The 7,101-nt window shown below is 65.2% G+C and carries 5 protein-coding genes; all 5 read right to left on the reverse strand.

The window, feature by feature from the left end; genetic code table 11:
• Positions 1–341: 341 nt before the first annotated feature.
• Positions 342–1,889: an FAD-dependent oxidoreductase gene (locus HMPREF3036_RS09595; protein WP_231853620.1), complete on the reverse strand. Its 1,548-nt coding sequence runs from the start codon at positions 1,887–1,889 to the stop codon at positions 342–344.
• Positions 1,886–2,221, reverse strand: a complete 336-nt coding sequence (locus tag HMPREF3036_RS09600; protein WP_005436958.1) for a cytochrome c3 family protein — start codon at positions 2,219–2,221, stop codon at positions 1,886–1,888. Before HMPREF3036_RS09600 ends, HMPREF3036_RS09595 begins: the two co-directional genes overlap by 4 nt.
• 138 nt (positions 2,222–2,359) lie before the next feature.
• Positions 2,360–4,078, reverse strand: a complete 1,719-nt coding sequence (locus tag HMPREF3036_RS09605) for an FAD-dependent oxidoreductase (RefSeq protein ID WP_062334012.1) — start codon at positions 4,076–4,078, stop codon at positions 2,360–2,362.
• The gene (locus HMPREF3036_RS09610) at positions 4,065–4,691 is read right to left on the reverse strand and encodes a response regulator transcription factor (protein ID WP_062334015.1); all 627 of its coding nucleotides are present in this window, start codon (positions 4,689–4,691) and stop codon (positions 4,065–4,067) included. The genes HMPREF3036_RS09605 and HMPREF3036_RS09610 overlap by 14 nt, the downstream gene beginning before the upstream one ends.
• A gap of 220 nt (positions 4,692–4,911) precedes the next feature.
• Positions 4,912–6,762, reverse strand: a complete 1,851-nt coding sequence (locus HMPREF3036_RS09615; RefSeq protein WP_062334019.1) for a sensor histidine kinase — start codon at positions 6,760–6,762, stop codon at positions 4,912–4,914.
• Positions 6,763–7,101 lie beyond the last annotated feature (339 nt).

A 7,101-nucleotide genomic window follows, 5' to 3' on the forward strand; every position in this document is an offset into this window, starting at 1 on the left:
GAACACGGTACACGTGCTTGCAGACGGTTACGCATTGCGGATCTGCTTTCCATATGATGCCGGTGCGATTGGTCTTCCCTTCGAACGAATGCAGTCCGCGTCCAGAACTGATGAACCTCGGGGAGCCGCCTTCGTAGAGGTGGCGCTCCACCGAGATCCACGCTCTCGAAGCGAATACTAAAGGATCGGTCAGGATCTTGGAGATGTCAAGACATAAAAGAGGCCCGGGTGAAGGATCTGACCCGAGCCTCAGGAAGGAGCCGCCCAAAGGAGAAGAGGACGGCGCCTTTTTCGAGGAGAAGCTCCCTGCGCTTAGAGCCCAGAGAATCGGCTGCTGCCGGTTAGGCTTCCTTGTAGCCCGTGATGTACTTGCCGGCCATGTAGCCGGAAGTGTGGGCGAAGCCGCAGGCGTTGCCGCCGCAGTAGAAGGCGCCGTGGACGCCGGCCACCGTTTCCCCCGCAGCGTAGAAGCCGTTGACGGGCTTCATGTCCCAGCCGAGGACTTCGAAGTGCTCGGTGACGCGCACGCCGCCGCAGGAGAGGTTGTTCCACGGGAACATGCGGATCATGCGGTACGGACCGGCACCGATCTTGTGCTGCTGGTCGGTACGGCCGAACTGCGTGTCGTTCTTCGTTTCGACGGCCTTGTTCCAGAGTTCGATCTGGCTCTTGAGGCCTTCGAGGTTCATGCCGGACTTCTGGCAGAGCTCTTCAAGCGTGTCGGCCTTCCAGAGGTTCTTGCCGAGTTCGAATTCCTTGAGGACGCGTTCTTCGGTCCAGGAGGGCAGGCCGACAAGAGCAGAGAGCTTGATCGTCTTGAGCGTGCGGTCCCAGGTGGCCTGGTCGGCGAGCACGTAGTGGCAGCCGTCCGGGTTGTGGGCGAGGTGCGGCGTGACGTGGCAGATGCCTTCCTTTTCCGTCACGAAGCGCTTGCCGTTCTTGTTGACGAGGATGCCGCCCTGGTTGGTGATGAACCACCAGCGGCAGTACGGGCCGTTGCGGCCGCCGGTGACGATGCCGCAGGGATACGAGGCGATGTACTGCATGTGGGAGAGCGGAACGCCGACGTCGCGCACGGCGGTGAGCATGGCGGAGCCGTCGTTGTTCGGGCCGCCGATTACGACGCCCTTGCCGGCGACGGACGGAACCCAGCGGTCAAGAGACTCGGGCGTGCCCGTGATGCCGCCCGTGGCCATGATGACGCCGAGGCGGGCGCGGCAGTTGACGACCTTGTCGTCGCGGCCGCACTGGACGCCGACAACGCGGTTGGCCTTTTCATCAAACCAGAAGCGCGTGACGGGCATGGAGTGATGGATCTCGATTTTGCGTTCGGCGAACTGCTTCACGAGGCATTCGATGTAGTCGCGCCCCTTGAAGGAATCCTGACGATGGGCGCGGCGATGCGTGTGGCCGGCGTAGTTTTCAAGATGATGAGCGGCAAGACCGTGGTCGGAAAGCCAGTCGAAGGCTTCGCCGGAGTGCTTGGCGAAGGCGTAGACCGGTTCCTTGAGGCTCATGTAGTTGCCGTAGGCCATGATGTCTTCTGCAAAGGCCTCCCAGCTGTCCTTGATGGTCGGGTCGGCCTTCTGGAGCTTGGAGCCGTAGGCGGTGAAGAGGCCGCCGCAGAGATTGGTGGCAGTATGGAACGGGGAGAGGCCGGCGTCGAAGACTTCGACCTTCTTGCCTGCGTCGACAACCTGGCAGGCGGCCATCATGCCGGCGCCGCCGCAGCCGAGAACGACGACATCGGTTTCCATGTCCCACTTGGCGGGCATGCCGGAGGCGGAGGTGGAGGCGGCAAAGGCCGGAGCGACGGCGCCTGCAGCGGCGGCGGTGGCGGCGGTGCCGAGAAAATGGCGGCGGGAAAGCATCTTTTCAGTCATGATCATTCACCCTTCATGCGGATCGCAAAGTTGTGGCAGTCGTTGCATTCGAAATGGGACTTGCCGTGCATGCTGTGGCAGGCATTGCAATCCTTTTCGCCGCGGTGATTGCTGTGCGGGTTGGGATTCATCTTGGCGGTGCGTTCAGCGACAGTCTGATAGGACTGGTGGCACTGGAAGCAGGTTTCCTTGGCGGGGGCCTTGAACTGGCCGTTGGCGTGGCAGGTCGTGCAGTCGAGAGAGGCGTGCGGACCATTGATCGTGACCGCGGCGGCATGAGCGCCGGATGCAAGACCAAAGGTCAGGACGACGGCTGCCAGATAAGACTTCAAAAGCATGTCATTCTCCTTGTGGGGCCGCCCGGATTCATGAGGCGCGCCGCAGGAAGTGGAGGATCAGCCTGACGCGCCCGGGGGTGAATGCGGGCAGATGGGTTGGAAGCGGGCGGATGATTCCGCTTCCTTCTGTGCCAAATCTTAAGGATTGCTAAGAAAGAAAAATACGGCTCGGGGGAGGTGGCCGTGGGAGGTGGTGTTAACCCTGAAGAAGGGGCAGGAGACGGGATTTGGACCGCCTCGAGAGCGAGGCCGCGTCGTCTTGAAACGACTCGGGGAGAGGGGAGACGGGCGTTTTCGAAGGGGGCGGGCAGAGACTCGGGGGAGGCTGAGGAATGTCGATAAGGCAGATGGGAGCGTCACGCGGGTGCGCGGCTCCCTGTGCGGATGGAGTGCGGGCTGATGCGTCCGGGGGGGGCAGCGGCCAAGCGCGAGGCGTGCGGCGCCCGCACCCGCGATGCGCCCGAAGACGAAGGCGTCGGTGAGGGCGTTGCCGCCGAGGCGCTTTCGTCCGTGGACGCCGCCCGTGGTCTCGCCTGCGGCGAAGAGGCCGGGGACGGGGGCGTTCATGCGGTCGAGGACCCGGGCGTCTGCGTCGATGAGGAGTCCGCCCATCGTGATGTGCACGCACAGACGCTCGATGCCGTAGTAGAAGGGCGGCGTGTCGATCGTCTGCAGGAAGGTCGTGCGTCCGAAACGCGGGTCCTTGCCCAGGGCGACCATGCGGTTGTAGCTGTTCATCGTGAAGCTGAGCCTCTCGATCGAGATGCCGATGTCGTGGGCGAGCGCGGTGAGGGACCTGGCCTCCCTCACGAGGCCGGCGGAGAGCTTCGATCCGAAGTTGGCGCCCTTCTGGGACTTGGCGTCGGTGATCGTCCACATGAAGCCCCCGGTCTGTTCCTGCATGGCGGCGGCGATGACGTCGAAGGTGGCCTCCTCGTTGACGAATCTGTCGCCCTCGGCATTGATCCACACTTCGGCCCCGGCATAGTCGAGCACGCGGCCGCCGGCATAGGGAATGCACTCGACGGCGTCCATGTCGACGAGCTGCGCGCCTGCGGCTTCGCCCATGAGGATGCCGTCTCCGCGGGCGAGGTCGGGCGTGAGTCCGAATGTGTCCGCCGTGGTGCCGTAGGAGGAGTCGAGTCGGGGTGCGAAGCGGCTTCTGAGCTCGTGGTTGCCGCTGAAGCCGCCCGTGGCGAGCACGACGGCTCGGGCGTAGCGGAGTACTTCGTCGCCCGAAGCGGTTCTGGCGGCGACGCCGCCGACGCGGCCGTTCTCAAGCAGAAGGCGACAGGCGCGTGTTTCGAAGAGCGTCTTCGCACCGAGGGTGCGGGCGCGCTCGGAGAGCGCCTGGATCATGTCCCAGCCGCCTCTTTGAGAGCCTGTGGAGAGATTGCGTCGTGCGCTCATGCCGGAGCCCACCGCCCTGAAGAGCCTGGGCTCCCAGGCCACGCCCATGCTGCCGAGCCACTGAACGGCGGCGCCTGCGTTTTCGGCGAGGGTGCGTGCGAGCTCGGGTCGTCCGCCGGCTTCGATGATGTCGCGTGCGAGGTCTTCGACGGGCGTCTCGCCGCCGGTGGCGATCGTGACGGTGCCGGCCGAAATGACGGTGTGTCCGCCCACGAAGGCGCCACGCTCGAGAATGGTGACGCGCCGCGCGCCCGACTCGAGCGCGGAGACCGCGGCGGCAAGGCCTGCGCCGCCCGCGCCGATGATGAGGACGTCGTCGGGATCCTGAGGAGTGCGGCCTGCGGCGTCGGATGCGGCCTTCGCCTCGGGTTCGACGGCGGGCGCGGCGAAGAGCGCCGGGGCGGCGAATAATGTGCCGGCGGCCGAAAGGAGCTTACGCCTCTGCATGGATCCCTGCCTCTTGGGCGAGCCTGATGAGTTCGGCGGCGGAATGCACGCCGAGCTTCATGAAGGCGTTCGAGCGGTGCATCTTGACGGTGCTCAGTTCAAGGTCGAACGTTCTGGCGATCTGCTTGTTGGTCTCGCTGCCGTCGCCCTTGAGGATTTCGCCGATGATCTCGCGTTCGCGGGCGGTGAGCGTCTCGAAGCGCGCGCGAAGGCGGTCTCGGTGCATCGTCTCGACGGACTCGGTGACGCTTCGTGCAACGGCGGCGTTGATCTTCGCGATGAGTTCGGCGGGCTCGATCGGCTTTTCAAGAAAGTCGACGGCGCCCTTCTGTACCGCGGACACGGCGGTGGGAATGCTGCCGTGGGCCGAAAGGAAGATGATCGGCAGCCTGCATCCCATTTCGATGAGCTTGTCCTGGATTTCGGGACCCGTGAGGCCGGGCATTCGCACGTCAAGCACGATGCAGCCGGGGCGCGACAGGTCGTCGTTGTTGAGGAACCGCTTGCCGCTCGTATACGCGGCGGTGTCCCAACCCATCGTCTCGAGCAAAAGCCCGAAGGATCCGGCAAGTGCCTTGTCGTCGTCGACGATGCGGATCAGCGGTCGCTGCAATCTTGTTCTCCTTTTGTCTTTTGTTTGTTTCCCGACGCTTGTTTTCGAGGCTGTGCGGCTTTTCGGCTCCGGCCGTGGGCGGGGGATTCGCGTTTCCACGACAGGGCGGGAGTTTGTTGGATTGCATCCGAACGCCCGAAGGCGTACTCGGAAGAAGCATTCGCGTGATGCCCGCGCAACGCCCGTTCGGGCGTCAAGCCCGCAGCATCTGCAGCCGTCTTCAGGACTGCTCGTCCTGCTGCGTCAGTGCGGGGCTGTACATCGGGAGCGCGGCGGTGACGCGCAGGCCGTAGGGCGAGAGGCGGACGATGGTGAGGCGGCCGCCGTGCTCATCGACGATGTTGCGCACGATGGCGAGTCCGAGGCCGAGGCCGTCCTCCTTGACGCTGTCGCTCACGCGCTTCATGCGCCCGAAGGCCTCGTCGGAGATGGCGGGGCCGTTGTCCTCGACGACGATCTCGGCCATGTCGGGGCCGCCTGCGTCGTCGGGCTCGAGCCTGAGGCTCACGGTGACTTCGGGTCTGGACTGCACGTCCTCGCCCGTGTCGTCGCAGGCCGCCTGATCGGCGTTCTTCATGAGATTGATGACGAGAAGCTCGATCTCGAGGTCGTTGCCGCGGATGCGTGCGGCGGGGAGCTTCGAGAGCGTGAGCCTGCTCGTGCCCGCGGCGTGACGCGAGTAGCGGGCGAAGGCCTTCGCGACGACGGCGTCGAGGTCGACGACGTTGCTGCGGTTGATGTCCCTGCGGGCGTATCCGCGAACGCGGTCGACGATGGCGGCCATGCGGCGGGTCTCCTCCTCGGCGCCCGAAACCGCGCGGGAGACGATGTCGTCTTCGCTGATGCGGTCTGCGAGCCTGATCTTGAGTACGGTCATGTAGTTGATGACCGAACTCATGGGCTGCTTGAGCTCGTGTGCGATCATCGCGCAGAGCTGGTTGATGGCGCCCGTGCGCTCGATGCGCGCGAGGCGGGCGCGGGCGGCGGCCTCCTGGGCCTCGAGCTTCTCGCGTTCGGCGAGGGCCTGCGTGAGCGCAGCGGTGCGGCGCCTGACGGTCTGCTTGAGGCGGATCTCGTCGAGGACGAGCCAGGCGAGGACGCCGAGGATGATGAGCGCGTACGTGCCGTAGCTCTTCCAGAGGTTCCGCCAGCTCCAGTCGTCGAGATGCTTCCAGGGACCGAGGTGCAACTCCTTGTAGAGCCTGTTCACTGAGACAAAGTTGGTGGCGACCTGCCAGGCGAAGTCGGCGTTCTCGGGCATGGAGAGGAGCGCGAGCGTCGTTGCCTTGACGACATCCGGAGCGGTTCTCGGGAGCGCGGCCACGACGATGTCGGGATAGAGCGCCGTGCTGTGCCGGCAGGAAAAGCCCTGCGTGGTCTTTTCGTCCACGACTCTGAGAGCTCCGGGCTTGAGAAGCCCCGCGAGCTCCGCGCGCTCGAGCATGCAGGTGGAGAGCACGCCCGCCTCGACTTTGCCCGAGAGGACCGCACTGATCACGTCGGGCATCGGAAAGTTGAGGAAGGCCGTGTGGGCGCGGTAGGCCTCGGGGCGCAGGCGCCTCTCCTTGAGTTCATACGCGAGCGCGAGCCAGCCGTCGACGGCGTCCGCGCCGCCCGAGGCCATTCGCCTGCCGCGGAGGTCGGCGAGCGTGCGGATCTTATTGTTGTCCGCCCTCACGACGACGGCGGCGCCCACCGAGGCGCTCGGATTGTCCGCCCAGCGCGTCTTGCGCGTCGCGATCGCATGCCCGCCGTAGTTGAGCTCGAGCTCCATGTAGACGGAAGCGGGGGCGACGAGAATGTCGGGCCGAAGGCGCATGAGGTCGGCGATCGGGTCGTCGGGCGAGAGACGCACGCCCGTCACGGTCCTGTCGGGCATGGCCCTCGCCATGGCGGCGAGCGTGGGCATGACCGTGCGGGAGTAGTAGCCGGGCTCGGGCCTGTCGACGAAGCCCACGACGACGTCCGCAGGCGGCTCGGCGCAGACGCCGGGAACCGCGAAGACGCTGGTGACGAGGGTGACGGCGGCGAAGACGGCAGCAAGGGCGCGCTTGGGAGTTCGTGTGGGCATGTGACGGGTTTCGGGTGGTGCAACGGCAAAGGCCGTGTTCTCAAGAGAACTATGTAGGCAGGATGCCGCCGCGTCAACAGGGCCGCGGACGGGAGCGTTAACCCGCGGGTTTTTCCAGGTCGTCTCTGCGCGAGGGGAAGAGGGAATTTCGTATCATCGCTTCGGAGCCTGAGGAGCGGGGGAGGCGCGGCGGGGCGGCCGTCATGCGCCTTCAGGCGGATTGTCTTTCAGACGCGCGTTTTACTAAGATAGAAGGAAATGCTCCGGCGTTTCCGGAGCGGCGTGCGGTGTCGCACGTGCATGATCGTCAATAACCCCCGCCTAAAGGCGGAGGCTTCA

The organism is Sutterella sp. KLE1602 (assembly GCF_001578585.1).
GTDB lineage: Bacteria > Pseudomonadota > Gammaproteobacteria > Burkholderiales > Burkholderiaceae_F > Sutterella > Sutterella wadsworthensis_A.